At 64.9% G+C, this 25718-nt stretch carries 19 protein-coding genes and 1 pseudogene; 17 read left to right on the forward strand and 3 right to left on the reverse strand.

Annotated features, from left to right (window positions below):
* The first annotated feature begins 211 nt into the window (after positions 1-211).
* Complete coding sequence (locus NCR35_RS15300; protein WP_250535004.1) at positions 212-2254, forward strand: tetratricopeptide repeat protein; 2043 nt, start codon at positions 212-214, stop codon at positions 2252-2254.
* Here the strand turns inward: NCR35_RS15300 and NCR35_RS15305 are convergent.
* Entirely contained in the window at positions 2235-3545 is a 1311-nt protein-coding gene (locus tag NCR35_RS15305; RefSeq protein ID WP_250535005.1) for a GNAT family protein, read from the reverse strand. The two genes, NCR35_RS15300 and NCR35_RS15305, sit on opposite strands and share 20 nt — an antisense overlap.
* 112 nt (positions 3546-3657) lie before the next feature.
* Between NCR35_RS15305 and NCR35_RS15310 the strand changes: the two genes are divergently transcribed.
* From NCR35_RS15310 to NCR35_RS15355, 10 genes are all read left to right on the forward strand, one after another.
* A complete protein-coding gene (locus tag NCR35_RS15310) occupies positions 3658-4056 on the forward strand; it encodes a GFA family protein (protein ID WP_250535006.1) in 399 nt (132 codons plus the stop codon).
* A gap of 40 nt (positions 4057-4096) precedes the next feature.
* Positions 4097-4999: a DUF72 domain-containing protein gene (locus tag NCR35_RS15315; RefSeq protein WP_250535007.1), complete on the forward strand. Its 903-nt coding sequence runs from the start codon at positions 4097-4099 to the stop codon at positions 4997-4999.
* Positions 5000-5268: 269 nt separating this feature from the next.
* Positions 5269-6870: a S53 family peptidase gene (locus NCR35_RS15320; protein WP_250535009.1), complete on the forward strand. Its 1602-nt coding sequence runs from the start codon at positions 5269-5271 to the stop codon at positions 6868-6870.
* Positions 6871-6930: 60 nt separating this feature from the next.
* Positions 6931-8700 carry a S10 family peptidase gene (locus tag NCR35_RS15325; protein WP_250535010.1) on the forward strand — a complete coding sequence of 590 codons (1770 nt, stop codon included), beginning with the start codon at positions 6931-6933 and terminating at the stop codon, positions 8698-8700.
* Between the two features lie 127 nt (positions 8701-8827).
* The gene (locus NCR35_RS15330) at positions 8828-12184 is read left to right on the forward strand and encodes an ATP-binding protein (RefSeq protein ID WP_250535011.1); all 3357 of its coding nucleotides are present in this window, start codon (positions 8828-8830) and stop codon (positions 12182-12184) included.
* A gap of 122 nt (positions 12185-12306) precedes the next feature.
* On the forward strand, positions 12307-12834 hold the full coding sequence (locus tag NCR35_RS15335) for a hypothetical protein (RefSeq protein ID WP_250535012.1): 528 nt from the start codon (positions 12307-12309) through the stop codon (positions 12832-12834).
* Between the two features lie 418 nt (positions 12835-13252).
* Positions 13253-13813 carry a PAAR domain-containing protein gene (locus NCR35_RS15340; RefSeq protein ID WP_250535013.1) on the forward strand — a complete coding sequence of 187 codons (561 nt, stop codon included), beginning with the start codon at positions 13253-13255 and terminating at the stop codon, positions 13811-13813.
* A gap of 104 nt (positions 13814-13917) precedes the next feature.
* On the forward strand, positions 13918-14604 hold the full coding sequence (locus NCR35_RS15345; protein ID WP_250535014.1) for a hypothetical protein: 687 nt from the start codon (positions 13918-13920) through the stop codon (positions 14602-14604).
* A 149-nt stretch (positions 14605-14753) separates the two neighbouring features.
* Positions 14754-15068, forward strand: coding sequence for a DUF4952 domain-containing protein (locus NCR35_RS15350; RefSeq protein ID WP_250535023.1), 315 nt, complete (start codon positions 14754-14756; stop codon positions 15066-15068).
* A gap of 779 nt (positions 15069-15847) precedes the next feature.
* Positions 15848-16885, forward strand: a complete 1038-nt coding sequence (locus tag NCR35_RS15355; RefSeq protein ID WP_502801682.1) for a L,D-transpeptidase — start codon at positions 15848-15850, stop codon at positions 16883-16885.
* A 12-nt stretch (positions 16886-16897) separates the two neighbouring features.
* On the opposite strand, the gene NCR35_RS15360 is transcribed toward NCR35_RS15355, so the two are convergent.
* A complete protein-coding gene (locus NCR35_RS15360) occupies positions 16898-17779 on the reverse strand; it encodes a DMT family transporter (protein WP_250535016.1) in 882 nt (293 codons plus the stop codon).
* A gap of 253 nt (positions 17780-18032) precedes the next feature.
* On the opposite strand from NCR35_RS15360, the gene phnS reads away from it, so the two are divergent.
* The 5 genes from phnS to NCR35_RS15385 all read left to right on the forward strand — a co-directional run bounded on the left by phnS (position 18033) and on the right by NCR35_RS15385 (position 24583).
* A complete protein-coding gene (gene phnS / locus NCR35_RS15365; RefSeq protein ID WP_250535017.1) occupies positions 18033-19121 on the forward strand; it encodes a 2-aminoethylphosphonate ABC transporter substrate-binding protein in 1089 nt (362 codons plus the stop codon).
* A complete protein-coding gene (gene phnT / locus NCR35_RS15370; protein WP_250535018.1) occupies positions 19118-20194 on the forward strand; it encodes a 2-aminoethylphosphonate ABC transport system ATP-binding subunit PhnT in 1077 nt (358 codons plus the stop codon). The genes phnS and phnT overlap by 4 nt, the downstream gene beginning before the upstream one ends.
* The gene (gene phnU / locus NCR35_RS15375; protein ID WP_250535019.1) at positions 20172-21083 is read left to right on the forward strand and encodes a 2-aminoethylphosphonate ABC transporter permease subunit; all 912 of its coding nucleotides are present in this window, start codon (positions 20172-20174) and stop codon (positions 21081-21083) included. The genes phnT and phnU overlap by 23 nt, the downstream gene beginning before the upstream one ends.
* 43 nt (positions 21084-21126) lie before the next feature.
* Positions 21127-21906, forward strand: a complete 780-nt coding sequence (gene phnV, locus NCR35_RS15380; protein WP_250535025.1) for a 2-aminoethylphosphonate ABC transport system, membrane component PhnV — start codon at positions 21127-21129, stop codon at positions 21904-21906.
* Positions 21907-22129: 223 nt separating this feature from the next.
* Positions 22130-24583 (forward strand): glycogen/starch/alpha-glucan phosphorylase, encoded by a 2454-nt coding sequence (locus NCR35_RS15385; protein ID WP_244849921.1) that lies wholly within the window; start codon positions 22130-22132, stop codon positions 24581-24583.
* Positions 24584-24625: 42 nt separating this feature from the next.
* Here the strand turns inward: NCR35_RS15385 and NCR35_RS15390 are convergent, their stop codons facing one another.
* Positions 24626-25018, reverse strand: a complete 393-nt coding sequence (locus tag NCR35_RS15390) for a DUF6232 family protein (RefSeq protein ID WP_250535020.1) — start codon at positions 25016-25018, stop codon at positions 24626-24628.
* 444 nt (positions 25019-25462) lie between these two features.
* Between NCR35_RS15390 and NCR35_RS15395 the strand changes: the two are divergent.
* Positions 25463-25718 (forward strand): annotated as a pseudogene (locus tag NCR35_RS15395) (hypothetical protein); the annotation flags it as partial.

The following is a 25718-nucleotide window of genomic DNA, read 5'->3' on the forward strand; positions in this document are numbered from 1 at the left end:
TCTATGCAAGTCGGGTGCCACGGCTTGTCGCGCGGGCGTTCTGTCGGGCATGGGTCCGAGCGTGCGCGTAAATCCTGCATCCGCGAGTAAATCCGCGTTCGCCTCGCCCTTGCCATCGTTTCGGTATTTGTCAGGAACGAGGCCGCACTTTGTGACGTTTTCTCGGTTCCACACGTCGCACAATCGCGTGAAGTCCGCTCCGAATCCGTCCATGACAGCCGACGCCGATCGCTATCACGCCGCCTTTTCCCACTATTCGAACGCCCGCTTCGACGACGCCCTCGCGCTGCTCGCGCCGATGCTCGCGCGCCATCCCGCGACGAGCGAAGTGCTGAACCTCGCGGCGATGTGCGCGTTCCGTGCCGATCGTCACGAACTCGCCGATGCTTATTGGCAACGCGCGATGCAAGAGCATCCACACGACGCGGGGTCGTACAGCAACTTCGCGAGCGCGCTGACTGCCCGGGGCCGCCTGAGCGAGGCGCGGGCGCTCTATCGCCGGGCGGTCGAACTGCGGCCGGACTTCGTCGAGGCGCATTACAACTTGGCGAACGTGTTGCAGAAGCTCGGCCATAACGACGAAGCCGAAGCGTCCTTCCGAGAGGCGCTGCGCCTGAGACCGGATTTCGCGGAAGCGCACCTGAACCTGGCGGCGTTCCTCGCGCACGCGCGCCGCCTGCCCGAAGCGGAGGCAGCGTACCGGCAGGCGCTGGCCGCGCGGCCCGGCTACGCCGAAGCGCACAACAACCTCGGCAATTTGCTGAAAGACGCCGGCCGGTTCGATGAAGCCGTCGCGCACCTTAAGCAGGCCGTCGCCGCTCGTCCGGACTGGGCGGACGCGCATTTCAACCTCGGCAACGCGTACAACGCGCGAGCGTCGCTCGGCGAAGCGCGCAGCGCCTATCGCAATGCCGTGGCGCTGCGTCCGGATTTCGCCGGCGCGCTGACCAATCTCGGCGGCGTGCTGGACGCGCTCGGCTGCCTGAAGGATGCAGAAGAGGCGTATCGGCGGGTGCTTGCCATCGAGCCGGATTCGGCGGACGCGCATTGCAATCTGGCAAACGTGATTTATCGCGATGTCGCGCTCGGCCGCCGCGAGCGATTGCCGGAAGCCGAAGCGTCGTATCGGCGCGCGCTGGCGCTTCGGCCGGGCTTCGGCGCCGCGTTGATCAATCTCGGCAATCTGCTGCGCGAGGACAGCGCGCGTTCGGCGGAGGCGCAGGCCCTATTCCGCGAGGCGCTGCGCGTCGATCCCGAATCGGCCGATGCGCGGCTCAATCTCGCGACGACGCTCCTGCGCGCGGGCGATTTCGCCGAAGGATGGGCTTGCTTCGAAGCTCGCTACGACGCGCGCCTCTCGCAGCGCTCGGTTCTTCCGCCGCAGGTGTCGTATGCGCAATGGCGCGGCGAACCGCTCGCGGGGAAATCGCTGCTCGTGGTCACGGAGCAGGGCTTCGGCGACAGCATCCAGTTCATCCGCTATCTGCCGATGCTGAAGGCGCAACGCGCGGCAAAGCTGACGGTCGTGTGCCCGCCGGCGCTCGCCGCGCTGCTCGAATCCGCCGATGGCACCTCGCAATGTATTGCACCGGATGCGCTCCCCGCGCTGCCGCCGCACGACTACTGGTGCTTTCTGATGAGCCTGCCCGCGCTAGCCGGCACGACGCTGGAGACGATTCCCCGCGCGACGCCTTATCTCCACGCGGACGCATCGCGCATCGAGTATTGGAAGCGCCGCTTGCCGGATACGCCGAAGGTCGGCATCGCATGGTCGGGCGAGCCGCGCCCGTGGATGCCGGACTCGTTCGGCGCGTTCAGCCGCCGCTGGCTCGATGCGTCTCTGTGCGAGCCGCTTTTCGCGACGCCCGGCGTGACGTTCGTGAGCCTGCAAAAAGGCCCGACCGCGCGCGCCCAGCTTGCCGCGCTGCCCGGCCGGCTGCGCCCGCTCGACCTGATGAACGACGTCGCCGATTTCGCCGATACGGCCGCGATCATCGCGTCACTGGACCTCGTGATTTCCGTCGATACGGCGGTCGCGCATCTGGCCGGCGCGCTCGGCAAACCGGTGTGGATTCTGCTGTGCGCGAACGCCTGCTGGCGCTGGCTGGACGACCGCGACGACTCGCCGTGGTACCCAACCGCGCGGCTTTTCCGCCAGCGCGCGCCGGGTCAGTGGATCGAGGTCATCGAGCGCGTCGTCGATGCGCTGACCGACTGGCGTCGCCCGAAAGACGTCACGCCTCGCTCTCCATGATCCGGTCGATCCACCGCGCGTTCTCGCCCGCGGATCCGATGCCCGCGTGCTTGGCCATCGGCACGAAGAAATGCGTGGCGATCGGCAGCTTCGACGTTTCGAGCCAGTTCGTCAGATGCGCTTCCAGCCGCCGCCCGGGCGCTCGCAGTTCTTCGCGCAGAACCGGCGGCAGTTTCTCGAAGTGACGCATGTCCGTCTGATACGGCTCGGGCGCGACGCACAGCGCGTTCGGACGGCCTTCGACATCGGCGGGAAGGCGCTCCAGCGCTTGATGCAACAGCGCGACGCCGAGCCCTTCGCCACGCCAGGGTTTGCGCACTTCCCACTTGCTGATGTAGATCACGCGGTGCGTGCTGTAGATTTCGCACAGCCGCTCGTGCCCGAGCGCCTCCGTCGATGCCAGCGCGAGCGAGAGCATCTCGCCCGAATAGGTGTCGAGCGTGTAAACGAGATCGGCGCTCTTCGTGAGCGGCGGCACCTTCACGAGCTTCAGTTCGACCGCCGCCGCAACGATATCGCTGCCCGCTTCGTGAAAGACGGCGAACGCGGTGCCGAGCCGCTCGTCGTCCACTTGCGGATACTCGTGGCGATAGGTCATCGTGAAGAGCAGCGGGCCGATTTTCTCGCGATACGCGAGCGGCCGGTCCACGTCGTAGTCGTCGGTGCCTTGCAGGCCGTACGGGTCGTAGTCGCGCTTTTCGCGGCGCTCGCCGCTTTCCACCGACGACGCCAGCGCGGCAAGCGGCCGGCGCGACTCCGGCACGAGATCTTCCGGCAGCCCTTCCCACGAAAGACGCAGGAACTCGCGTCCGCCACGGTAATGTGCCTCGAACAGCGACGCGACCGGCTGGCTCGCGACCGGATCGAGGATGCGCTGCGCGCATTCGAGCGCGCGGTCGAGCAGTTGATCGGCTTCGGCGGGATCGGGCGCGAGCGGCGGTTCGTCGGCTCGCGGCGCGGCGGGCAACCCTTGCGCGACGCGCGCCTTGTGCGCCAGTTCGAGCCACTCGTCGGCGGCGCGTTCGGCGATAAAGCCCGCCGCGATCCGGTAGCCCGTCAGCACGACCGACTGGCCGGTATCGCCGAGCGGGAACACATACTCGTCCGACATCGCTTCGTCCACCGTGACCGCGACGAAGGTCTCGCGCGGCAGCGGCGCGTTGGCCGCCGAGTCGAAACGGGCGTGGGACAGGACATGCGCGGCGAGGTCGGACGCGGCGGGACCGAATTCCGAACCCGGGCCGGGAAGCAGCTTCAGAAGAGGTAAGTCGATGGTGCCCGATGTGCTCATGAGTGCCGTCTCCGATCGTGAACGGCTATCGTAACAAACCGTGCCACTTCAGGAGAGCGGGCGCAGGACGTGCTTCTCGCTCGACAGTTCGACTCGGTGGTGGAGAAACGCCATGAACAGCGAGAGTCACGAAGGCGGTTGCGCGTGCGGCGCGTTTCGCTTTCGCGCGAAGGGCACGCCGCGGCGCGTCGCACTGTGTCACTGCATGACCTGCCGGCGCGTACATGGCTCGGCGTTCGGCGCGTACGCGATCTTTCCCCGCGATCAAGTGGAGATGAGCGGCGCGCTCAAAACGTGGGAAAGCTCGGAAGACGGGCGGCGGCATTTCTGTCCGGTCTGCGGATCGGTGGCGTATATGGAGTTCGTGAGCCGCCCGGAAGTGGATCTGCCGCTCGGCGCATTCGATGAAACCGGCCTCTTCGAGCCGGCCTACGAGCTTTGGTGCGTGCACCGCGAGCCGTGGCTTCCGAGCGGCGCGCGCCCGGAATACGCCGAGGAACGGACGGCATGATCGCGCGCCGCCGTTGCTTGCATCCCAAAAGGTGAGCGCCATGCCGGCACGCGAGGGACACATTCGCATCGGCATTTCGGGCTGGCGTTATGCCGGCTGGCGCGGCGTGTTCTATCCGAAGAAGCTCGCGCAGGCGCGCGAACTCGAATTCGCGTCGCGCGCGGTGCAGACGGTCGAGATCAACGGATCGCATTATTCGCTGCAAAGCCTCTCGAGCTGGCGCGCGTGGCACGAGGCCACGCCGGACGGCTTCGTCTTCAGCGTGAAAGGGCCGCGCTATCTGACCCACATGCTGCGTTTTCGCGATGAAACGGCGATTCCCGCCATCGCCAATTTCTTCGCTTCTGGTGTGCTCGCGCTGGACGAAAAGCTCGGGCCTTTCCTGTGGCAGTTTCCGCCGAACTTCAGTTTCAAGCCCGAATCGTTCGAACGGTTTCTCGAACTCTTGCCGAAGGACACGCAAGCCGCCGCCGCGCTCGCGCAGCAGCACGACACGCGCGTGAAAGAGCCGTGGTTCGAGGCGCGGCGCAAGCGGGCGCTGCGCCATGCCATCGAAATCCGTCATCCGAGCTTCTGCACCGATGCCTTCGTGAAACTTCTGCGCAAGCACGGCGCGGCGCTCGTCGTATCGGACTCCGTGGCGGACTGGCCGTATGCCGAAGACCTCACGTCCGACTTCATGTATCTGCGGCTGCACGGCACCGAAACGCTCTACGGCGGCGCGTATTCCGACGACGCGCTCGACGGCTGGACGCGGCGTATCGAGCGATGGGCGGCGGGCGGGCAGGTCGAGGATGCGCGGCTCATCTCGACGGCGGCGGCACGCCGCCGCGCATCGCGCGACGTGTACTGCTACTTCGACAACGACCAGAAAGTGCAAGCGCCTTTCGATGCCCGCCGGCTGATGGAACGCCTCGGCGTGAAGCCGGAAAGCGGCGGCTGAAGCGAACTGTAAGCCGGCTGCATCGGGCTATTTCGTGTCCGAATCGAACGGGACACGGATTGTCCCGCCGGAACTGCATTCTTCACTCAACGGTCCGACCCATTGCATCGATTGCATTCGCGTCAGGAAAATAAGACGATAAGCGGCGTGCTTCGCGCAAAAGAAAAAGCAGTCAAGAAAGCGACGAGCGAGGCACGCGCGCCGGATGCGCGGCAAGCGGCAGGATCGAGAACCTTTGACCTTCAAAGCCTACGAGGAGCATCGATACCATGGCGAAGCAACCGGTTAGCGGCAGCGACAAAACCCATCCCGAGGGCGCGAAGTGCGTCGGCGCGTGCGACCTCGGCGAGCAGATCGAAGTCATCGTCATGCTGCGGCGCAAGGACGAAGCGGGCTTTCGCCAGATGATGGCGCGCATCGACGCGGGGGACGCTCCCGCGCAGTCCGTCACGCGAGACGAATTCGACAAGCGCTTCGGCGCATCCGAGGACGATGTCGAGAAAATCAAGAAGTTTGCCGCAGAGAACGGCCTGACCGTCGTGCGCGCCGAGCCGAGCACGCGCAGCGTCGTGCTCAAAGGCAGCATCGACCAGTTCCAGAAGGCGTTCGACGTGAAGCTCGAACGCTTCCAGCATCACAACATCGGCGAGTATCGCGGGCGCAGCGGCCCGGTGAACGTCCCGGACGATATCCACGACGCCGTTACCGCCGTGCTCGGCCTCGACAGCCGGCCGCAGGCGCGCCCGCATTTCCGCTTCCGGCCGCCGTTCAAGCCGGCGCGCGGCGTCACGCCTGCATCGTTTTCGCCCGTCGATCTCGCCGCTCTTTACGACTTCCCCGAAGGCGACGGCGCGGGGCAGTGCATTGCGATCATCGAGCTTGGCGGCGGCTATCGCGACTCGGATCTGTCCGCGTACTTCGCGAAGCTCGGCGTGAGGTCGCCGAAAGTCGTGTCGGTGAGCGTGGACAACGCGAAGAACGCACCGACGGGCAATCCGAACGGGCCGGACGGCGAAGTGATGCTCGACATCGAAATCGCGGGAGCCATCGCGCCGGGCGCGCGCATCGCCGTGTACTTCGCGCCGAACAGCGACGCGGGTTTCGTCGATGCCGTCAATCGCGCGATTCACGACAACACGAACAAGCCGTCCGTCGTGTCGATCAGTTGGGGCGGACCCGAGACGAGCTGGACGTCGCAGGCCATCAACGCGTTCAACGACGTGCTGCAAAGCGCCGCCGCGCTTGGCGTGACGGTGTGCGCGGCAGCGGGCGACAGCGGCTCGTCGGACGGCGTGGGCGACGGCTCGAATCACGTCGATTTCCCGGCCTCAAGCCCGTATGTGCTCGGCTGCGGCGGCACGAGCCTCGCGGCGTCGGCGCAGTCCATCACGCATGAAGTGGTGTGGAACGACGGCGATCAGGGCGGCTCGGGCGGCGGCGGGGTCAGCGCGGTGTTTCCGCTGCCCGCGTGGCAGAAGGGCTTGAGCGTCGCGCACACGGGCGGCAAGCACACGCCGCTTTCGAAGCGCGGCGTGCCCGACGTGGCCGGCGACGCCTCGCCGCAAACCGGCTACGAAGTCGTGATCGACGGCGAGGAAACCGTCGTCGGCGGCACGAGCGCGGTGGCGCCGCTGTGGGCCGCGCTGATCGCGCGGATCAACGCCATCAACGGCGCGCCGTGCGGCTTCGTCAATCCGAAGCTGTACAAGGCGAAGACCGCGTTTCGCGATATCACGCAGGGCAACAACGGCAGCTTTGCGGCATCGGCGGGATGGGATGCATGCACGGGTTTAGGCAGCCCGGACGGCGAAAAGATCGCCGCCGCGCTCACGCCCGCTGGCGGCCAGGCACGGCAGTCGAGCACGCGCTGAGCCACAAGCGGAGCCACGACAGTGAACAACAACCACGACGATGATTCTGGAGCGATCACGATGAACTCCGATCCACTGACAACGAAGACGATTCACGGCCACACCGGCACGGGCGTCGCGCCGGATGCGGGCGCCATCGCGCCCCGGCCGGACGAGCCGAGCGAGCCCGCCGCCAGCGAACGCGCGGCGAAGGCACCCGCCAAAGCGCCCGCCAAGGGCGGGGGCAAGAAGGACCAGCCGTATTTCGATCCGGTCGCCTACGGCAACGGCCCCGACGATTCGGTCGAAGCGACCGAAGCCGACGAGAACGCCGCGATCACGCATCACACGGTGACCATCGGCGGCGAGAAGATCGCGTACACCGCGACCGTCGGCCATCTGGTGACCGTGGACCCGAGTAGTTCGAAGCCGGACGCGAAGATGTTCTATGTCGCGTTCACGAAGGACGGCGCTAAGGAGGAAGAGCGCCCGCTCACGTTCTTCTATAACGGCGGGCCGGGCTCGTCGTCGGTGTTCGTGCTGCTCGGCTCGTTCGGGCCGCGCCGCATCAAGACGGCCATGCCGAGCTTCACGCCGCCCGCGCCGTACGAGATGGAGGACAACGCGGACAGCCTCCTCGACAAGAGCGACCTGATCTTCATCAACCCGGTCGGCACCGGTTATTCTGCGGCCATTGCGCCGAACAAGAATCGCGATTTCTGGGGCGTCGATCAGGACGCCGATTCGATCAAGCAGTTCATCAAGCGTTATCTGACGAAGAACAACCGCTGGAATTCGCCGAAGTTTCTGTTCGGCGAATCGTACGGCACGGCGCGCAGTTGCGTGCTCGCGTACCGGCTGCATGAAGACGGCGTCGATCTGAACGGCATCACGCTGCAATCGTCGATTCTCGACTACCGGCAGGCGGGCAATCCGGTGGGCGCGCTGCCGACCGCCGCCGCCGATGCGTGGTACCACAAGAAGCTCGGCGTGCATCCGACGCCGACGAACCTGCTGAACTTCATGGAGGAAGTCGCGGAATTCGCGCGCACGGACTACCTGAACGCGCTGCGCAAGTTCCCGCAGACGGACGACGAAGTGGTCGAAAAGCTCGCGGAATACACGGGCATCGACAAGGTGACGCTGCTGGCGTGGAGCCTCGACATCGCCGCTTACGACAGCCGCGGCAACTCGCTCTTTCTGACGACGCTGCTCAAGTCCAAAGGCGAGTCGCTGGGCTCCTACGATGGCCGCGTGACGGCGGTATCGACGGGCATCGCGGGCAAGATCGACCCGAACAGCGGCGGCAACGACCCGACGATGACGGCAGTGAGCGGCGTGTACACGGCGATGTGGAACAGCTACCTGAACGAGCAGTTGAAGTTCACGTCCACGTCTTCATTCACGGACCTCAACGATCAGGCGTTCATCAACTGGGACTTCAAGCACACCGATCCGACCGGCGAGGAGAAGGGCGTCGATGCGAAGGGCAACGTCGTGCTGTACACGGCGGGCGATCTCGCCGCGGTGATGGCGCTGAACGTGGATCTGAAGGTGCTGGCTGCAAACGGCATGTATGACTTCGTGACGCCGTTCTATCAGACCATCCTCGATCTTCAGCAGATGCCGCTCATCGACAAGACCGTGCGGCAGAATCTCTCCGCGACGTTCTATCCGTCGGGGCACATGGTCTATCTGGACGGCGGTTCGCGCACGCAGCTGAAGGCCGATCTCGCGAAGATGTACAGCGAAGCGACGTCGAACCATGCAGCGATGAGCCGGATCATCGCGCTGCAGAAGGTCACGGCGGACAAGGCGGGCAAGGCGCTTTCGCCGGAGAACGCGCAGTAAGGCGGCGCGTGCCGTTTCGGGTATCGCAACGGCACGCGCGAACGTGTCAAAGGCTCGTCGGCTGTCCGATTGGCGCGTCCTGCGCTTTCTGACACACTAGCTGCACCGCTCGGATTGGGGGTGCAGCGTGTCTCATTCTTCGAGGCCGCAACGCGCGTTGCGCTTTCTGCTCGCTGTCGCATGGCTCCTCGCGGCGCTGACGGCGGGCGCTTCCCATGCCGGCGCGCGGCTCGTGATCGGCGCGGTGCCGGGCATGGTTCCTCCGCTCGATGTCGCCGCAGGCCCGCACGCGGACCCGGACGCCGCGCCGCGCGGCGTCTCCGTCGAGTTCGCGCAGGCGGTGGCCGAATCGCTCGGCATGACGCCGCAATGGCGGCGCTATCCGAATCGCGCCGCGCTCATCGATGCGCTCTCGCGCGGCGAAATCGACATGGCCACCGGCGCGACCGGCGACGATCCCGGCGGCCCGCTGCTGCTCTCGCGACCTTATCTGCCCATCAAGACGGTCATGGTCGAGCCGCTTGCAAAGCACGCCGCCACGCATCGCATGGCGTACGTGGAGACGCAGACATCGCCCGCGCGGCTTGCGGCCGCGTATCCGTCGATGACGCCCGCCGCTTACCCCGACACCGTTTCGGCATTGCTCGCGGTGTCGCTCGGTCAGGCCGATGCGTTCGCCGGCGACGTGACCGCCGCTGCGTACTGCATCGGACACCTCGATTTGCCCGGTCTCGCGGTCACGGGCTTCGCGCCCTTCGACGAGGGCGGCTACAGCTTCGCGTTCGCAGCGGGCCGGCCGGACGCGCAGGCGCTGGCGCAGCGGGTCGATGCCGCGTTGGCGCGCCTGCCGCCGCGCTTCATGATCGTCGCCCGCGCTCGCTGGGAAGTGGCGATGACCGCAGTATCGGCGCAGGGCACGCTCGTACTTACGCCCGAGCAGAAGTCGTGGATCGCGGCGCATCCGGTCGTCTATTACTCGATGCTCTCTCACGCGCCGCCGCTCATGTTCCGCGACGCACGCGGTCAGCCCGCCGGTCTCGCGCCGGACCTGCTCGCAGTCGTTTCGCGCATGACCGGGCTGCGCTTCGAGGGACGCCTGCGCCGCGACATCGCGCGGATCGAGCGCGACGTGAAGACCGGCGAATCCGCATTCCTGCCGATCAGCGTGCCGCGCGATCCGGACGATCCGGACTTCGCCGCGTCGGTGCCGTTCGGCGAAGGGCTCGTCGCCATCGTCACGCGCGCGGGCGCGCCGCCGCTCGCCGATGCCGCCGCGCTCGCCGGCAAGCGCGTCGCGTTGCCGTCCGGATACCCGGCGGGGCCGTCGTTGCGCGAACAAGCGCCGGCGGCGCGCATCGTCGATGCCAGTCCGGGCGACGGCCAGCTCGCCGCCGTCGCGAACGGCAAGGCCGACGCGACCGTCCTCGACATGAAGCTCGCCAATTACGCGGTCGGCAATCCGTATCGCGGCAGGCTCACGATCAGCGGCGTGTTGTCGTCGAAACCGTCGCCGCATGTGTTTCTCGTCGCGCGCAATCAGCCCGTGTTGCTCGACATTCTGAATCGCGCGCTTACGGCGCTGCCGCCGCACGAGCTCGAAGCCCTTCGTGCGCGCTGGCAACTTACTGAGCACCCCGAAACGTTGTGGGAAGAAAGGCGTCCGCGCGTGGAACTGGGCGCGGCGCTCGGCGGGGCGCTCGTGCTCGTGCTGGCCGCGTGGGCGGTCTCGCTGCGCGCGCAGATCGTGCGACGCATCGCCGCCGAAAACGCGATGCGCGCCGCGAAGGAGGAAGCGGAGACCGCGAACCGCGCGAAGTCCACGTTTCTCGCGACGATGAGCCACGAAATCCGCACGCCGATGAACGCCGTGCTCGGCCTGCTCGAACTCGAATTGCGCGCGCCCGGCAGCCGCGAGGCAACCGAGCGGTCGCTGCGCACGGCGCATCACGCGGCGCGCGATCTGCTCGGCATGATCGACGATCTGCTCGACGTCGCGAAGATCGAAGCCGAGCGGCTGGTGCTCGCGCCATCGCCGGTCGAGCTGTTTGCGTGGATCGCGAGCGTCGCGGCGATCTACGAGCCGGCGGCGCGGGCGAAGGGCATCGCGCTCGTCGTCGAGCGGCACGGCGAGCGCGACGGCCCGGCGTGGATCATGGCCGACGCGCAGCGGCTGCGGCAGATCGTCGGCAACCTGCTGTCCAACGCGATCAAATTCACCGATGCCGGCGCGGTCACGCTGGCGTGCGATGTCGCGCCGCCGCGCGACGGCAAGCGCGCGGTCACGTTGGTCGTGTCCGATACGGGCGTCGGCATTGCGCCGGAGCGGCAGGCGTCGCTCTTCACGCCGTTCGTGCAGGCCCACGACGGCGGCGCGCGGCGCTTCGGCGGCACGGGGCTCGGACTGACCATCAGCAAGCGGCTCGTGTCGATGATGGGCGGCAGCATCGCGTTCGCGAGCACGCCCGGACACGGAACCCGCTTCACCGTGTGCGCCGCGTTTCCCGAAGCGCAGGAGACGGCGCTGCCACAGCCTTCCGAAACGCGCGATCCGGCGCTGGAGACCGCGCGTGCGCTCAGGGGCTTGCGCGTGCTCGTCGTCGACGATCATCCTGCGAACCGCATGGTGCTCGACGGGCAGATCCGGCTGCTCGGCGGCTCGACCGAGGTGGCCGTGGACGGCCGCAGCGCGTTTGCGCGCTGGCGCGACCATCCGGGCGCGTTCGACGTGATTCTGACCGACTGCTCGATGCCCGAGATGAGCGGCGAGGAGTTGGCCGAAGCCATCCGCGCCGACGAAGCCACGCACGCGTTCGGCGCACGCGCGACGCCCATTGTCGGCCTGACGGCGAATGCGCAGCCCGAGGCGGCCCGGCGCGCGGTGGCCGCGGGCATGACGATGTGCCTCGTGAAGCCGATCGGGCTGGATGCGCTGCGCGATGCGCTGGCGGTCGCCGCGAGCAGGGACGAGCGGGAAGCTGGATTCGGGCAGGCGGGACGGATCGCTGAAAGCGAGCGAGAGGGGGGCAGGCCGACCGCGCCCGCGATCTCAGAGCCCATACAAGCCACGACAACACAGTCGACGCCCCCGCAACGGACCCGGGATGTCACAGTAAGCACCGACGCCACGCCGCCTTTCGACTCCGCCACGCTCGTCACCTTCGGCGATCAGGCCGCGACGCTCCTGGAGACGCTCCGATCGGCCAACGCGCACGATCTCGAAGAGGCGCATGCGGCGAGGAACGCGTGCGATCACGAACGTCTGCGCGAGATCGCGCATCGAATGAAGGGGGCGGCTGCGGTTATCGGCGCGGCGCGGTTCCAGGAGACGTGCGTCGCGCTTCAGCGGGACTGCGACCGCGCCATCGACGAAGACCGCAACGGCGAGGACGATGCCTCCATCGACGCAGCCTTCGCCGCCTTCGAGCATGCCGCGCTGACACTCGATGCCGCGCTCGACGCCGCCGTTGCGCGGCGTTCGGTGTGACCGGCGCGCTTGCGCACCGCTCGTCATTCGTATGTTCTTGATCGTGTGTTCTAATTGAACCTCCGTTCATCTCGAATTAGCGGCCGTGCGCTGGCCGCGCGATCAGCTTGCGCCAACGAGGCATGAATCGAAGGGACACATACGCAATCCGTCGTCGTTCGCATGGCGTCGTGCGGGCGGCGGCCTTCGTGATTCTCGCGTGCATCGCGACGGCCGCGACCCTTTGCACCGATGCGGCGCGCGCGCAGCAGCCGGACTGGCTCGACCCGCACGTCACGCAGGCCACCATCGTCGATACCATTTGCGTGCCGGGTTACGTCGATCGCGTGTTGCCGTCCTTCGAGACGCAGATGCGCCAGAAGGAGCGGCTCTTGAAGCAGCGCGGCATCGACGCATCGTTCGCGTCGGAATACGCGCTGGATCACCGGATGCCGGTGCTCCTCGGCGGCTCGCCGAATGCGCCCGCCAACCTCGACGTGCGCCGCTGGGAAGGGCGCAGCGGCCAGCGTCGCAAGGAGCGGCTCGCGGTTTATCTGAAGCGTTGCGTCTGCACCGGCGACATGACGCTCAAGGCCGCGCAGTCGGCTATGGCGGGGGACTGGGCGAATCTCTTTCCGAATCTTTCTAGTATGTCTTGTCAGGGGTTTTGAGGGAGGTCGTCGTGGGTGATGCGATTTTGTCGATGCGATTCGGGCCCGCACTTCATGCAACTCCTGTCTAGCGGCTCGTGGTGGCCCTCGCAGTCAGCATAATCAGCTAAACCGTCACTGCGGTCTCCGCAGAAGGCCGTGATACTGCGTAACTGCGTAAGCAATAGCTGTCTTTGCGCATGTGTATCGCTTTCATTCCGGCCATTGGGCGATGATCGTCTTACCGGCGCGAGATGCGCGCCCGATTCAGCGACAAATGATTACTATAAAGGACTCCAAAAGTAAAACGCGATCCGATAACTTCAAGCTCCCGCAACAACAATGATGGGAGACGCTATGAAGAACAGGACGACGCATGTCTTTGCGGCCTATATGAGCACTCCGATAGACCGTGACTCTGAAGGGTCGGTGTAGCGCGATGGGTCAATATTTCTCAGCGGTCGAAGGCGATCCGCTTTCCAGCAGTCCCGACAGCTATGTGATGTCCTCGGGTGTGAACGCATTTTTCAGCGACGACGGCAATCGCACAATGGCATTCGTGGGCGGCAACGCCTACTGCGGAAAGTGCAAGAGCGTCGGGACGATCATCGGCGGATCGGGTTGCGGTGACAACGCACGAGTGTATGACGTTCTGTCAGGCCGAAGACAGGCCGTGGCCGGTGACTTCGTGCGGTGCAAGTGCGACACCAGGCCGGTCATCTTGGCCCGATACGGAAGGAGCTGGGTCATCGAAGATACGTCAGGTTCATATGCTCAGGTTCTGCCTTCAGGCAGTCCGTGGTCGTCGGACTGTTGCGCCTTTGGTTATGACGAACTGATCGTGCTGGTCGATGATGACGGCAATCCAGTTTCCAACCAGCGTTTCCGGCTCAAGATGGGCGACGGCTCGACGCAGGAAGGGACAACGAATGAGGCGGGCGAGACAGTGCGTGTCCGCACTAGCATGTCGATGGATATTGAACTTGAGCTACTGGTGTGAAGATGGCTGATTCATATGCTGACTATGTGCGGAACCGCAGGGCGGTGACGAATGACAATCGAGGCAGTACCCATAAGGCTATAGCTGAAGTTCGATACGTGACAATGCCGACCGATCGGCAGCGTTGGCTGCATGCTAAGCGTGTGAATACGGGAAGACCTATTGCTCTCTGTGAATACACAAAGGTTGTGCTTATAAAGTCGTCAGAAGGGCACGCCTTCTTCACGGTAGCCGATGGCACGAGTGACTACGTTGGGGAGACCGTATTCATCTCCGATCAGTTCGTCGATCGATTCTTGTCCAAGACGCCCCCGAGCATGTTACCTACGACACTGAGCGTTAAATACGCGACCCGAAGTCGTGCCATTTCAGCAGCGCGCAGCAATGAAGTCTTAGACCAGCAATGGGGCACATTAAGAGTGTCTGGCGGAAACGCTATAAGCGTAACACTCAATAGTCTGTGGGGCGGCCAATATACTCCCATCCCGCCTGGCGTTCATCGCATTATGGCTCCCGATGCTCCCCATGACGCGTCATATACGAACTTCTACGTTGATTTTGCGGCGCGCACTGGCATGGGCGAAGTTATCGCGGATCAGGTATGGTTTCCAATCGAACTGGCGGGTTCAGAGGGCAACTCTACGCGGTATGTCCACGTTGGAAATCTTTCCGAGGGCTGTGTGACGGTCTATGCGCTCGATCGGTGGAACGAAGTCTACAACTGTCTTATTTCTCATCGATTGCCTGACACGCAAGGGCGCTACGTTGCCAACCTCGAGGTTACCAAGTGAATTGGGCGGTTGCGATCTATCTGTCATGCGCGTGTACCATCGCTGCGGCGAGTCCGAAGTCGGAAAGGCCGGCCGCCTCTGCGCGTGCGAAGGCTCATGCCCTGACGTTCGACTGCGGCGAATACTGCGACAAAAAGCCTGAACCACCGGTGACGTGCGGAGATTACCTAAAAAGAATAGGTCACAGTCGGCGTGACATCGAGTTTCTTCGGTGTGAGGCAACAAATATGGGCGCGCCGCCAGTTCCGGGCTTCAAGGCGATCTACCGCGTCAAAGGAACGCATCTCGAACAAGTGGATGACTGGCTTGTTAGTTGGGCAGATTGGAAACGGCTGCGGTTCTCCTGCTGCCAATGGGATGCCCCGGAAGGTTTCTATCGGGACAAGAGCGGGTCTGAGTACATCATTAATATGGGTGCCGACGCCTATGTGAGCGGTCATATGATCGATCAGCGGAAGGATTGAGCGAAACTGCCGTTCGCGATTCTTACCGTCACTCACTATCTCTTCTCACCCTGAAGCGATACGTTCAAGTTTGCAAGCCATATTTGCACGCGGTCGATGCAATGAGTGTGGGCACTAGTGCGGCGAAAGGCCCGAGCCGTCGTTTTTCGCCGGTGACTATCTGCGGCTTCTTGCCACAGTCACCTCAAAATAAGGTGCTTCGACCGCGAGCCGATGACGATTGAGGCGATGCGGGATCCGGATTCTGAACAAACTTATCGTGTCGACGAAAGAATCTCGCTCATATGCGTATCGGCTCCTATAAACAAGGCATACTGCCCATTGAGCCGCCCCGTGACCGCTAACCGCTGTTGCAGACCACGAACCGCAAGCCGCCACGGCTCCCGGAACAGACTTTGCTGCGACCATGGCTAGAACTCAACTTCACAGCGAAGCCGGTGCCATCAAAAAAACACCGGCTTTTTTGTCGATGCGTGCGTTCGTTGAACTGGACGGTCCAGCATCCGTCCGTGGTCGAGTTTCAAGCGGATCATTCAATGCATCACGAAAGAAATAACGAGAAGACGCCAAGCGGCGCACGAATCATCGGGGTCGCGGCACTGATCGCACTGTCCAGCTGCATGCCGCAAGCTCGCGCAGAACCGGCGTTGTCGGGGACGGTCATGCAAGGGCGCATCGCGCCTGCGCCCGTGCCGCCTGCGCCGCCTTTTCCGCGTAGCGCCAGTGCGCCACAGGCAGCGAGCGCGCCGCCCCGCGCCCTGCCCGCGATGCCGGTGCCAATGACACCGCAAGGAGCATCGGCGGCGTCAGCGCCATCGGATGCATCCGCAGCAAGCGGGGCATCGCCGGCAAGTAAGGCATCAACGGCACGCAAAGCATCGGCTGAAAGCGGACTGTCAGCAGCATCCGGTGCATCGCCCGCAAGCGAGGCATCATCAGCCGAAGCCGCCTCCGCCGCATCCGAAGCCGCATCCGAAGCCGCCGCGCCCGAGGTCCCGCTTCCGCCCGAGCCGCCCGAGCCGAACGTCGCGCAGCGCACCGGCCTGCCCGCGACGGGCGCCTACGCTATGCGTCAGACCTTCGCGAAAGAAGTCGATCGCCGCCTGAACGTGCCGCTCGCCGCACAGCAGGCCTATGCCGGCCTCCTGCAGCACGCGCTCGACGAACACGGCCACGGCGATCTGGCGAACGAATTCGTCGTGCTCGTCGACCGCAGCGAGAACGTGCAGGCGATCTTCGTCTACTTTCGCGCGAAGCCGGGCGATGCCTGGTCGATGATCGGGGCATCGCCGGTATCGACCGGACGGCCCGGCACATACGACCACTTCCTGACGCCGCTCGGCGTGTTCCAGCACGTGCCGGGCAACATGGACTTTCGCGCGGAGGGCACGGAAAACGAATTCAAAATTCGCGGCTACGGGGCGCGCGACATGCGCATCTACGACTTCGGTTGGGCCGATGGCGAACGCGGCTGGGGCAAAGGCGGCGTCTCGCCGATGCGCTTCCAGATGCACGCCACCGATCCCGACAAGCTCGAGCCGCTTCTTGGCATGCGGCATTCAAAAGGCTGCGTGCGCATTCCGTCGACGCTCAATACGTTCTTCGATCACCACGGCATCCTCGATGCGCAGTACGAAGCGCGCGCGGCCGAAGGCGAATCAATGTGGGTGCTGAAGCCCACCCGGCAGACGACGCCGTGGGCGGGACATTACCTCGTCGTCGTCGATAGCCGCGCGAAGGCGCGGCCCGCGTGGTCGCCGGGACCGGGCAAGGCAGCGCGGGCGCGCACGCCCGTGGGCGCGAATTCCGTCGACTGAACGCGGCGAACGCTACTTCGACCGCGCGAGCACCACGCCCGCCAACGCCACGGCGAACCCCGCCAATTGCAGCGCGCCGAGCGTCTCGCCGAACGCGAGATAGCTCATCAGCGCGGCGAGCGGCGGCGCGAGAAAGAGCAGGGCCGTCGCCCGCGATGCATCGCCACGGCGGACCATCCATACGAGGAGCGTCGTCGCAACGCCTGAGAGCATCAGCACGCCCCACGCGATGCACGCCCAGGTCGTCATCGTCGGAATGAAGCGGTGTTCGCCGAGCGACAGCGCGAGCACCGCCGCGACGATGGTCGCGCCCGCGTTCTGCAAGGCGCTCGCGCTGCGGATATCGGCGCTCGCGAGCGATGTCTTCTGATACAGCGTGCCCGCGGTGATCGCGAAAACAGAGACCACCGCGATCGTCACCACGAGCCATTGCGGCGCGGCGTTCGCGTTATGCGCCGCTGGCGCGCCGCTTTGCGCGAGCTTCGGCGCGAGAACGAGCGCGACGCCCGCAAGGCCCACGAGCAGCCCGCTCCACGATCGCGCTGAAAGCCGCTCGCCGAACACACGCGCCGCGATGGCCGCCGTCAGAAGCGGCTGAAGCGCGCCCAGCAATGCCATCACGCCGACCCCCAGACCTTGCGCTACCGCCCAGTAGCCCGCGCCGAGATACACGCCTTGCAGCAGCGCGCCCGCGAAGAGATGCCGCGCGGCATCGCGGGCACTCGGCCATGGCACGCGGGCAGCGAGCGCCAGCACGACGAACAGCAGCGTCGTGCCGCTAAAGCGCGCGAGCAGATACAGATTCGGGTCGACGTAAGGCGTGATCGCCCGCGCGACGATAAAGCCCGTCGACCATAGAAACACGAATACGGGCGCAATGAGCAAGGAGAGCATGAGCGAGTGTGGCAGACCAAAGAGGCAGACCAAAGTGGCAGACCAAAAAGGCAGACCAAAAAGGCAGACCAAAAAGGCAGACCAAAAAGGCAGACCAAAAAGGCAGCAGTATCGACGCAATCGCGCGTGCCGTCTTGTTCAACCGTGCACAGCCGAAGGCGCACATGACAGCGCCGCGCAGTCACGCCGATGTCACAGAGCTCTGCAATGCTTCGCCTCTACCGTCCTCTGTCATCCAGCCACGAGACCCTACATGACCCGCGATTCATCCTTCGCGCGCCGGCTGCTGCCCGGCGCGTGCGCATCGATTGCACTGGCTGCACTGGCTTCATTCGCGGCGACGCCCGCGCTGGCCGCCGACGCGGTCGTGCTATACACCGCCGACGGCCTCGAAAATCTCTATAAGGACGTGCTGCCCGCCTTCGAGAAGAAAGAAGGCGTGAAGGTGAATATCGTGACGGCGGGAAGCGGCGAAGTGGTGAATCGCGCGACCGTCGAGAAGGACTCGCCTAAGGCCGATGTCATCGTCACGCTGCCGCCGTTCATTCAGCAGGCCGCGCAAAGCGGGCTTCTGCAGAACTATCAGAGCGTGAACTACAAGAACGTGCCGGCCATCGCCAAGGCACCGGATGGCGCATGGGCCACGTTCGTGAACAACTACTTCTCGTTCGCGATCAATCCGGAAGTCACGAAGACCGCGCCGAAGACGTTCGCGGACCTTCTGCATCCGAACTACGCGGGCAAGGTGGCGTATTCGAATCCGGCGACCGCCGGCGACGGCATGGCGGTCATCATCCTGACGTCCGCGCTGATGGGCGAGGACAAGGCATTCGACTATCTGAAGTCGCTCGAACGGAGCGCCAAGTTCCACACGAAGGGCACGGGCTATCTCGATGTGCTGCTCTCGCGTAACGAAATCGCGTTCGCGAACGGGGACCTGCAAATGGATCTCGACGATGCCGCGAACGGCGGTTTGTCGATCAAGCCGCTCTTTCTCTCGCACGCCGCAGGCGAAGCGCCGACCACGTTCCAGCTTCCGTACGCCATCGGTCTCATCAAGGGCGGGCCGAATCAGGCGGAAGGTAAGAAGCTGATCGACTATCTGATGTCGGCCGACGTGCAGGCGAAAGTGCCGGACATCTACGGCATCCCGGCGCGCACCGACGTGCCGCTCGCGGGCAAGAACGGCGATACGGTCAAGCAGGCCATTTCCGGCGTCAGGCTGATCCCGGTGGACTGGAATCAAGTGATGCAGAAGAAGGCCGGCTGGACCGACCGATGGAAGAACGAAGTCGTCGGCAATTCGGGCAAGCAGACCGAAGTCGTGAAGCCGAAGTCGTGAGCACGCTTGCACTGTCGCCGGCCGCGCGCGAGGAACGCTCGCTCGCCGCGACGTCCGGCGTGCGCATCGAGCGGCTGACCGTGCGCTTCGGCGCGCGCACGGTGCTAGACGATCTCACGCTCGATATCGAGCGCGGCGAGTTCCTGACCGTGCTCGGCCGAAGCGGATGCGGCAAGACCACGCTCCTGCGCTTCATCGCGGGATTCGACAACGCGGACGCGCTTGCGGGCACGCTCAGCATCGCCGGGCGCGATCTGACGCACGTGGCCGCGCATCGCCGCAATCTCGGCCTGCTGTTTCAGAACTACGCGCTCTTCCCGCATCTGTCCGTGTTCGACAACGTCGCATTCGGGTTACGCGCGCGCAAGCTGAAAGCGGCGGAAATCGCGCGGCGCGTCGCCGATGCGCTCAAGCTCGTGCAGCTCGCCGATGCCGGTCACGTGATGCCCGCGCAGCTTTCGGGCGGCATGCAGCAGCGCGTGGCGCTGGCGCGCGCGCTCGTGATCGAGCCGGACGTGCTCTTGCTGGACGAACCGCTCTCCGCGCTCGACGCGAATCTGCGCGCGTCCGTGCGCAGCGAACTGAAGGCGCTGCACGAGCGTCTACCGAATCTGACGATCATCTGCGTGACGCACGATCAGGACGACGCCCTCGTGCTGTCCGATCGCACGCTTCTGATGCGCGATGGCCGCATCGCGCAACTCGGCGCGCCGCGCGAGCTTTACGATGCGCCCAACGACGGCTTCGTGGCGCGCTATCTCGGCGCGGCGAATCTGCTGCCGCCGCGCGTGGTGTATCCGGTCGGCGATGCGCGTCACGACGAGCGCGAGCGTCTTGCGTGCATCCGTCCCGAGCGTTTCGCGATTGCGCCGCTCGGCGAAGGCCCGCTGCACGGCACGATTGCATCGGTGGACTGGTACGGCGCGGCGCTGTCCATTGCCGTCGCGCTCGATGCGCTGCCCGGCGAGCCCGTGCTCGTCACGATGCAGCGCGGCCACGCCCGCATGCCCGAAAAAGGCGCGCGCGTTTCTCTTCGATTCGAGGCTGACGATGTCGTCCTTGTTCGTCCCTGACAGCGTCGCGCAAACGGCGGCGAACGGGAGCGACTTCGCCGCGCACCGGGCGGCGGCGCGGCGTCGCGAGAAGCGCGCGCAGTGGCAGTTGTTTTTCATCCTTGTTTTCGTGCTCGGGCCGCTCGTCGTGTATCCGCTCGCGCGCCTCGTGTGGCTGAGTGCAACGGGTCCGCACGGCCTCACCTTCGATGCGTACACCGCGTTCTTCGGCAACCCGGAGACGCGCGGCGTGATCGGCACCACCTTCGGCGTGCTCTTCGCGAGCGCGACGATTGCCTCGCTGCTCGGCGTCGCGCTGGCTTCGATGCTGTTCTTCCGGCCGTTTCCCGGCGCGAAGCTCCTCACGCGCTTTCTCGAACTCTTCGTGGCGTTCCCGTCGTTTCTCGTCGCGTTCACGCTGATTTTTCTGTATGGATCGCAGGGCGCGGTGAGCATCGGATTGCAGCGCATGTTGTCGCTGGAAGCGCCGCCGCTCGATTTCCTGTTCGGCATCGGCGGCGTGATTCTGGCGGAAGTCGTGTTCTATGCGCCGTTCGTCGTGCGTCCGACGCTTGCTTCCTACGCCACGCTCGACATGCGTCTCGTCGAAGCCGCGAAAAGCCTGGGCGCGGATGGCTGGATGGTCGCGACCAAAGTGGTGCTGCCGATCGCGTGGCCCGGCATCGCGGCGGGGACCATTCTGTGCTTCCTGCTGACCTTGAACGAATTCGGCATTCTGCTCGTGCTCGGCAGCGCGCATCTGATTACCTTGCCCATCGCCATCTACAGCGCCGCTACCGTCGATCTCGATCTGCGCGCGGCGGCGGCCGGCTCGGTCGTCATGCTGCTGATGTCGCTTTCGCTCTACGCGCTGTACCGCCGCGTCGATGCGCGCACGAAGGGTCGCTGACATGCAGCTTTCGGCATCGTTCAAACGGGTCTCGCTGTTGCGCATGGCGGCGATGTGTCTTGTCGCGCTCGTGTGCTTCTGGCTTTTCGTGTTGCCGGTGATCGTGGTCGCGCTGTCGAGCGTGGCGTCGCACTGGTCGGGCACGATTCTTCCTGATGGCTTCAGCGCGCGCTGGTTCGCGCGGCTCGGCTCCAGCGAATTCGACGCGCTCACGACGAGCCTGACAACCGGCTTCGCCGTCGCCGTGCTCGGCACTGCGCTCGGCTTGTGGCTCGCGCTGGCGCTCGAAGGGCGCGACCGTCGCGGGCTCGGCGCGCTCGGCGCCCTCGTTGATGCAGTGGCGATGGCGGGCAGCGGCGTGCCGAGCGTCGTGCTGGGGCTCGCGGTGCTGATCGCGTATCACAAGCGGCCGGTCGATTTGTCCGGGTCGGCGGCCATCGTCGTTCTCGTGCAGCTCGCGCTCGTGCTGCCGTTCTGCTACCGCTGCGCCGCCGCCGCGCTGCGCCCGGAACTGACCACGTTGCGCGAAGCCGCCGCGAGTCTCGGCGCGCCGCCGGGCATGGTGTTCTCGCGCGTGGTGCTGCCGCAACTGCTGCCGGCCGTGCGCGCGAGCCTCGCGCTCGGCTTCGCGCTGTCGCTCGGCGAACTCGGCGCGACGCTCACCGTCTATCCGCCGGGCTTCGCGACCGTGCCTATCGTCGTGGTCGGGCAGGTCAATCGCGGCTACTATCTGCCCGCGTCGGCGCTCGCCCTCATTCTGCTGGCCGTTTCGCTGGCCGCGCTCTTCGTGATCGCGGGCCGCGCGCCGCGCCGTGGACGCTAAGTAGTTCGGCATCCGAAATAAAATTTACCGGGTTTTCTCGCCACAAAGGCTGGAACCTTCGCGCGGCTCGTCATACCAAAAAAAATAAAACTGGCGTAACCTGCCTTTTTCGGGCGACCGCGTCCGCGCGCTTGTGCGCGAAATCAGTCGGTCATGCGAAATCCGGCCGAACTCGCGGCGCCCGTCGCTGTCGTTGCATAAGTTGAAAACACCGGAGGTTTAGATGACATCCGTCGACCTGGAATTCGACCAGCTCAACAGCACCGTCGAGGCGCTGCGGCGCTCCATCTCGAACCGCCTGATGTACGGCGTTGGCAAGGACGCGGCGACCGCGCAGCCGCGCGACTGGCTGCATGCGGCGGAACTCGCCGTGCGCGACCGGCTCGTCGCCCGCTGGATGCGCACGACGCGCCAGCAATACGAGCAGGACGTGAAGCGCGTCTATTACTTGTCGATGGAGTTTCTCATCGGCCGCACCTTCACCAACGCGCTGCTCGCGCTCGGCATTCACGACGAAGTGCGCGACGCGCTCGCGAGTCTCGGCGTCGATCTGGCCGCGCTGGAGGACCTCGAACCCGACGCCGCGCTCGGCAACGGCGGTCTCGGGCGGCTCGCGGCCTGCTTTCTGGATTCCATGGCGACGGTCGGCGTGCCGGGCTTCGGCTACGGCATTCGCTACGAATACGGCATGTTCCGGCAGACGATCGTGGACGGCAATCAGGTCGAAATGCCCGATTACTGGCTGCGCGCGGGCAATCCGTGGGAATTTCCGCGGCCGGAAGTGGTGTACACCGTGCATTTCGGCGGGCGGACGGTGCAGCACGACGACCGCATCGACTGGATCGACACCGAGCACGTCAACGCGATGGCCTACGACACGGTCATCCCCGGCTTCGCGACCACCGCCACGAACACGCTGCGGCTATGGTCCGCCCGCGCGACCGACGAATTCGATCTCTCCGCGTTCAATCAGGGCGACTACCGCCGCGCGGTGGAAGCGAAGAACACGTCCGAGCACGTGTCGCGTCTTCTATATCCCGACGATTCGACGCAGGCCGGCCGCGAATTGCGTCTGCGTCAGGAATACTTCTTCGTGTCCGCGACGATGCAGGACCTGATTCGCCGCTATCAGCGCACGCACACGCATTTCGGCCGGCTCGCGGAAAAGGTCGCCGTGCATCTGAACGACACGCATCCGGTGCTCGCCATTCCCGAACTGATGCGCCTGCTCGTCGATACGCATCGCGTGCCTTGGGACAAGGCGTGGAAGCTCGTGCAGCAGATGTTCTCGTACACGAATCACACGTTGATGCCCGAAGCGCTCGAAACGTGGGACGTGGAAATGCTCGCGCGCCTGTTGCCGCGGCATCTGGAGATCATCTTCGAGATCAACGCGCAATTCCTCAAGCAAGTCACGGAGAAGTTCGGACGCGATGTCGAACTGATCCGCCGTATCTCGCTCGTCGATGAATTCGGCCAGCGCCGCGTGCGCATGGCGCATCTCGCCATCGTCGCGAGCCAGAAGGTGAACGGGGTCTCGAAGCTGCACTCGCAACTCATGGTGCAGAACATCTTCTCCGACTTCGCGCGCATGTACCCGGACCGCTTCACGAACGTGACGAACGGCATCACGCCGCGACGCTGGCTCGCGCAGGCGAGTCCGTCGCTGTCGTCGCTGATCGACAAGCGCATCGGGCCGCGCTGGCGCACGGACCTTTTCGAGCTCGGACGCCTGCGCGAATGGCGCGACGATCCCGAGTTCCGCAAGGCATTCCACGACGCGAAGTTCGCCAACAAGCTGCGTCTCGTGGAACGCGCGCGGCGCGAAGCCAACGCGGTCATCAATCCCGAGGCGCTGTTCGACTTGCAGGTGAAGCGCATCCACGAATACAAGCGGCAGTTGCTCAACATCCTGTATGTGATCGTGCGCTACAACCGCATTCGCGAGAATCCGGAACGCGACTGGACGCCGCGCGTGGTGATGTTCGCGGGCAAGGCCGCGTCGGCCTACAAGATGGCGAAGAACATCATCAAGCTCATCAACGAGGTCGCGCGCAAGGTGAATGCGGACCCGCTCGTCGGCGACCGGCTGAAGATCGGCTTCATTCCGAACTATGGCGTGAGCGTCGCGGAACTCATCATTCCGGCAGCGGATCTTTCACAGCAGATCTCGATGGCGGGCACCGAAGCGTCGGGCACCGGCAACATGAAGCTCGCGCTCAATGGCGCGCTGACCATCGGCACGCTCGACGGCGCGAACATCGAAATATGCGAGGCGGTCGGGCGCGAGAACATCTTCATCTTCGGCAATACGACCGATGAAATCGAATCGCTGCGCGCGGCGGGGTATCGGCCGCGGCTGATCTACGAAGAGAACCCGGAGTTGAAGCTCGCGCTGGACCAGATTCGTCTCGGGCATTTTTCGCCGGACGAGCCGCATCGCTTCTACGACATCTTCCACACGCTCGTGGACTGGGGCGATCACTACATGGTGCTCGCCGACTTCGAGAGCTTCGACAAGACGCAGACCGAAGTCGATCTCAAGTTCCGCGACAAGGACGCGTGGACGAGAAGCGCCATAGAAAACGTCGCGGGAATGGGCATTTTTTCATCGGACCGCACGATTGCCGAGTACGCGCGCGAGATCTGGCATGTGGAGCCGTTGAGCTTCGATTGACCGGCGGTAAGAAGCTGGCCGCGAGCGTGCGGCCAGCCGAAATCACGCCTGCGGACGCGCCGCGTGCTTCGCCACGGCATCGCCTACGAGCGCCGCCACGCGGTCCGCGAACGCCTGATCCTTGGTGATCAGCAGTTCGCGTTCGCCATCGGGCGTCGAGACCATCAGCTGATAGACCACGTCCTGCGTGATCCACGACAGATAGCCCACCACGACGATCATCGCGCCGAGCACGAGCGCCGCGCCCGAGCCGGTTGCCACGCCGGCGCCGAGCACCGCCAGCCCGATCAGCGCGATGATGATCGGCAGCGGCTTCTTGCGCTCGATCTTCACGACCCGCGCCGCGCGCAATTCGCGCAGCGGAATCATCTGTCCGGAAGCGGAAAGGCCGGCGCGCGAGAGCGTCACGCCGCGTTCGTTGAAGGGTGTATCCATAAGCGGTTCGATTATGTTTTGACGGCGAAGAAACCGGGCAGATTACCAGACGCCGGAGTTGAGCGAAGAAGTCGCGAACGAGGGGAATTGTAAGTGGCCGCTGGACTTCGGCTGTCGAAATCTGTCAGCCGGTGCGCTTCTTTGCGAAACGTTCTCCGGCGTATTCGTTTCGGATACCGAAACATATGGCGCATCTTGTTGGCAATCGGGTTGGCGCCTCGTTAATGCCGCATCCGTTCGAGTGGTGATGCGCAAACATCGCTGGACTGAGCGGTGCAAAGCGCCTTTAATGTTCGTGTATCCGCGCGACGAGCGGGTACGTGTGCCCGTTCGCGCATGGCGTCCCGACATGCGATCCCTGTGATTGCCGAGCGCGTGATTAACCGCATCGCATGCGCCGTGCTCGAACGTAGTCGACGAGGACAAGGAGTGACCATGAACGCAATGAGAGGGCGCGCGGTCAGTGCCGTCGTGATCGCCGCGCTGGCGCAGAACGTCGCGGCGCAAAGCAAGCCGATGGCTTATCCGTCGAATGGGCAGAGCCCGCAGCAACAGCAAAGCGACGACGGCGCGTGCTACAGCTGGGCCAAGAGCAACACCGGCATCGATCCCGCGACGGCGTCCACCGCGCCGCCGCCGCCGTCCGGTCCAGCAGTGGGCGGCGGCGAGCGCGTGGGCGGCGCGGCGCGCGGTGCGGCGG

This window comes from Caballeronia sp. AZ10_KS36, assembly GCF_023631105.1.
Taxonomy (GTDB): domain Bacteria; phylum Pseudomonadota; class Gammaproteobacteria; order Burkholderiales; family Burkholderiaceae; genus Caballeronia.

What these genes read in the sequence shown, in the direction of transcription:
- NCR35_RS15355 (WP_502801682.1), top strand. Translation starts at nt 15,848, where the DNA reads ATGACACCGCAAGGAGCATCGGCGGCGTCAGCGCCATCGGATGCATCC.
- NCR35_RS15360 (WP_250535016.1), bottom strand. Translation starts at nt 17,779, where the DNA reads ATGCTCTCCTTGCTCATTGCGCCCGTATTCGTGTTTCTATGGTCGACG.
- NCR35_RS15320 (WP_250535009.1), top strand. Translation starts at nt 5,269, where the DNA reads ATGGCGAAGCAACCGGTTAGCGGCAGCGACAAAACCCATCCCGAGGGC.
- NCR35_RS15385 (WP_244849921.1), top strand. Translation starts at nt 22,130, where the DNA reads ATGACATCCGTCGACCTGGAATTCGACCAGCTCAACAGCACCGTCGAG.
- NCR35_RS15325 (WP_250535010.1), top strand. Translation starts at nt 6,931, where the DNA reads ATGAACTCCGATCCACTGACAACGAAGACGATTCACGGCCACACCGGC.
- NCR35_RS15305 (WP_250535005.1), bottom strand. Translation starts at nt 3,545, where the DNA reads ATGAGCACATCGGGCACCATCGACTTACCTCTTCTGAAGCTGCTTCCC.
- NCR35_RS15310 (WP_250535006.1), top strand. Translation starts at nt 3,658, where the DNA reads ATGAACAGCGAGAGTCACGAAGGCGGTTGCGCGTGCGGCGCGTTTCGC.
- NCR35_RS15390 (WP_250535020.1), bottom strand. Translation starts at nt 25,018, where the DNA reads ATGGATACACCCTTCAACGAACGCGGCGTGACGCTCTCGCGCGCCGGC.
- phnU (WP_250535019.1), top strand. Translation starts at nt 20,172, where the DNA reads ATGTCGTCCTTGTTCGTCCCTGACAGCGTCGCGCAAACGGCGGCGAAC.
- phnS (WP_250535017.1), top strand. Translation starts at nt 18,033, where the DNA reads ATGACCCGCGATTCATCCTTCGCGCGCCGGCTGCTGCCCGGCGCGTGC.
- NCR35_RS15300 (WP_250535004.1), top strand. Translation starts at nt 212, where the DNA reads ATGACAGCCGACGCCGATCGCTATCACGCCGCCTTTTCCCACTATTCG.
- NCR35_RS15345 (WP_250535014.1), top strand. Translation starts at nt 13,918, where the DNA reads ATGCCGACCGATCGGCAGCGTTGGCTGCATGCTAAGCGTGTGAATACG.
- NCR35_RS15315 (WP_250535007.1), top strand. Translation starts at nt 4,097, where the DNA reads ATGCCGGCACGCGAGGGACACATTCGCATCGGCATTTCGGGCTGGCGT.
- NCR35_RS15340 (WP_250535013.1), top strand. Translation starts at nt 13,253, where the DNA reads ATGGGTCAATATTTCTCAGCGGTCGAAGGCGATCCGCTTTCCAGCAGT.
- phnV (WP_250535025.1), top strand. Translation starts at nt 21,127, where the DNA reads ATGGCGGCGATGTGTCTTGTCGCGCTCGTGTGCTTCTGGCTTTTCGTG.
- NCR35_RS15335 (WP_250535012.1), top strand. Translation starts at nt 12,307, where the DNA reads ATGAATCGAAGGGACACATACGCAATCCGTCGTCGTTCGCATGGCGTC.